Annotated in this window: 3 protein-coding genes and 1 pseudogene; 2 read left to right on the top strand and 2 right to left on the bottom strand. The window is 59.3% G+C overall.

All coding sequences use genetic code 11. The annotated features are described in order from the left end of the window. Positions 1–227 precede the first annotated feature (227 nt). Entirely contained in the window at positions 228–1109 is an 882-nt protein-coding gene (locus tag DEO48_RS21310; RefSeq protein WP_109846224.1) for a LysR family transcriptional regulator, read from the bottom strand. Between the two features lie 102 nt (positions 1110–1211). Here DEO48_RS21310 and DEO48_RS21305 point away from each other — a divergent pair, with 102 nt between their 5' ends. Both DEO48_RS21305 and DEO48_RS21300 read left to right on the top strand, forming a co-directional pair. Next, positions 1212–1622 carry a CidA/LrgA family protein gene (locus tag DEO48_RS21305; protein WP_047653094.1) on the top strand — a complete coding sequence of 137 codons (411 nt, stop codon included), beginning with the start codon at positions 1212–1214 and terminating at the stop codon, positions 1620–1622. Next, positions 1615–2304: an LrgB family protein gene (locus DEO48_RS21300; protein ID WP_023310063.1), complete on the top strand. Its 690-nt coding sequence runs from the start codon at positions 1615–1617 to the stop codon at positions 2302–2304. The genes DEO48_RS21305 and DEO48_RS21300 overlap by 8 nt, the downstream gene beginning before the upstream one ends. Positions 2305–2336: 32 nt before the next feature. Here DEO48_RS21300 and actP read toward each other — a convergent pair. Continuing rightward, a pseudogene (actP, locus tag DEO48_RS21295) lies at positions 2337–2529 on the bottom strand (cation acetate symporter); the annotation flags it as partial.

Here is a 2529-nt window from a genome sequence, read left to right as displayed (position 1 = left end):
CGGTGCCCTCAGCTTATTCCTTCAGGCTATCGGGTCGGGCATGAGCCTGCATCCCTGCAGGCCACGCCCTCTCGGTGCATCCCTGCGCCTCGCCCCGGCCTTACGGAAACGCTTCGGCGATTTACAGTCGGACCAGGGTATCGCTGTAAGTCATTAATTTTGCAAAAGAAGTTTTCATCGCTTCAAGTAAAAAATTACTGGAGATTCCTCAGCCCTGTGGGAGAGGGTTAGGGCACCCAAAACCCCTCACAACACTGCAGCCACGCCTGCGCGCTCTGCGATAAATACACCCCTTCACGCCAGATCATCCCCAGCTGCCAGTGCAGGTCGCTCTCCAGCGGGATCCAGCGCAGCGTGTTTTTATCCAGACGTTCGCAAATCGGCTGCGGCAGAATGGCAATCCCCACGCCGGCCTGCACCATCGCCGCCAGGAAATCCCACTGTCCGCTGCGCACCGCTATGCGCGGCTTGACGTTATGCTGGTTAAACAGCGTCATCAGCTGGCGGCTGAGAGCGAAGTCTTCGTTGTAGATCAGCAGAGGGTGCTCGCCGAGCAGTTCAGGTTTCACCGACTCTAACTTCAGCCAGTCGCCGGAGCGGGGAACCAGCACGCACAGCGGGTGGCTAAAGAGCGGAAGCGTCGCCAGACCGCTCTCTTCCTCAACGGGAAGGGCGGTCATTGCCACGTCGAGCTCGCCGTTGGTGACGGCCTGCTGGACGGTTAACCCACCAAACTCCGAAATCTTCAGCTCAACGCCGGGATAACGCTGGCGAAACAGGCTAATCGGTCCGGCCATCATCATCCCCACCATTGGCGGAATGCCGAGGCGAAGGACACCTTTCTTCAGATGATTGATATCGCCCAGCTCAGCTTCCAGCTGGCGAAACTCCGCCAGAATCGCCAGCCCGCGTTCGAACACCACGCGTCCGGTGTCGGTCAGCAGCAGCTTGCGCCCGTCGCGGATCAGCAGGGTACAGTTCAGTTCATCTTCGAGGTTTTTCAGCATCTTGCTGATGGTGGGCTGGGTAACAAACAACTTCTCCGCTGCGCGGGTAAAACTTTGCTGACGAACCACTTCGACAAAATAGCGCAGCGTTCTTATGTCCATGATTATTCCTCGAAACTATACCTTTGATGATTTTAATTCATTTCAGTCCATACCGTGCGCTCTCTATACTGGCGCCTCGTCTCATTTTTGAGGAAAACCCCCATGGCCGTGGCGTTAAGCCGTGTTACGCCTGCCGTTGTGCAACGACTCCAGGTCCCGGTGCAGGTACTGCTCTACGCGGGACTGTTTGTTTTCGCGGAATATCTTGTCGGCTGGCTGCATCTGCCGCTGCCCGCCAATCTTGTCGGGATGCTGCTGATGCTGACGCTTATTCTGTGCCGCGTGATCCCCCTTAACTGGGTGCGCGCCGGGGCGCGCTGGCTGCTGGCGGAGATGCTGCTGTTCTTTGTTCCGGCGGTGGTGGCGGTGGTGAACTATGCGCAGCTGCTGATGGTGGACGGCTGGCGAATCTTTGCGGTGATCGCGCTGAGTACGCTGATGGTGCTGGGGACGACCGCCTGGGTGGTGGATAAAGTGTATCGCTTTGAAATCAGCAGGCACAAACATGACTAATTTTCAGATCAGCGTCTTGTGCCTGATTGCGACGCTGGCGATCTACTTCGCCAACAAGCGGCTCTATCGCCGCTTTCATGCCCTGCCGCTGATGCCGCTGGTCTTCACGCCGATCCTGCTGGTGCTGATGCTGGTCTTCGGCCACATCTCCTGGCAGAACTACATTGGCGAATCCCACTGGCTGCTGTGGCTGCTCGGCCCGGCGACCATCGCTTTTGCCGTCCCCGTTTACGACAACCTCGCCATTATCAAACGCCACTGGATGTCGCTCAGCGCGGGTGTAATCACCGCCACGGTGGTGGCGGTGTGTAGCTCCGTCTGGCTGGCGCGGCTGTTTACGCTGCCCGATGAAATTCAGCGCAGCCTGGCGGTGCGTTCGGTGACCACGCCGTTTGCGCTGGCGGCCGCTAAACCGCTCGGCGGGCAGCCGGATCTGGTGGCGCTGTTTGTGGTGGTAACGGGCGTCTTTGGGATGGCCGTCGGGGATATGCTCTTTCTGCGGCTTTCTATCCGGGAAGGGATGGCGAAAGGGGCGGGGTTTGGCGCGGCATCGCACGGGGCGGGCACGGCACGTTCGTATGAGCTGGGGCAGCAGGAGGGCGTTGTCGCGAGCCTGGTGATGATGCTTTCGGGCGTGGTAATGGTGCTGATTGCGCCGCTGGTGGCGTGGGTGATGTTTTAAGCTCCCCGGCAAGAACGGCCGGGGAGAAAGGCTTAGTGCGCGCGGCCCTGCTCAACGCCAAGGCCGGTTTGCGAGCGGATGAACTGGGCGCGGAATTTCTCACGCTCCAGGTTACCCTCCGGCGAATTGTCGGTGGCCGAGAAGAACCAGATGCCGATAAACGCCACGGCGATCGAGAACAGCGCCGGGTATTCATACGGGAAGATAGCGCTTGCGTGACCGAGG

The organism is Enterobacter sp. CGMCC 5087 (assembly GCF_003144775.1).
Taxonomy (GTDB): Bacteria; Pseudomonadota; Gammaproteobacteria; order Enterobacterales; family Enterobacteriaceae; genus Enterobacter; species Enterobacter cloacae_M.
This window is presented reverse-complemented; position numbering and strand designations above follow the sequence as displayed.

Excerpts from the sequence above, each read along its gene's own strand:
- DEO48_RS21305 (WP_047653094.1), top strand. The coding sequence starts at position 1,212 with ATGGCCGTGGCGTTAAGCCGTGTTACGCCTGCCGTTGTGCAACGACTC.
- DEO48_RS21310 (WP_109846224.1), bottom strand. The coding sequence starts at position 1,109 with ATGGACATAAGAACGCTGCGCTATTTTGTCGAAGTGGTTCGTCAGCAA.
- DEO48_RS21300 (WP_023310063.1), top strand. The coding sequence starts at position 1,615 with ATGACTAATTTTCAGATCAGCGTCTTGTGCCTGATTGCGACGCTGGCG.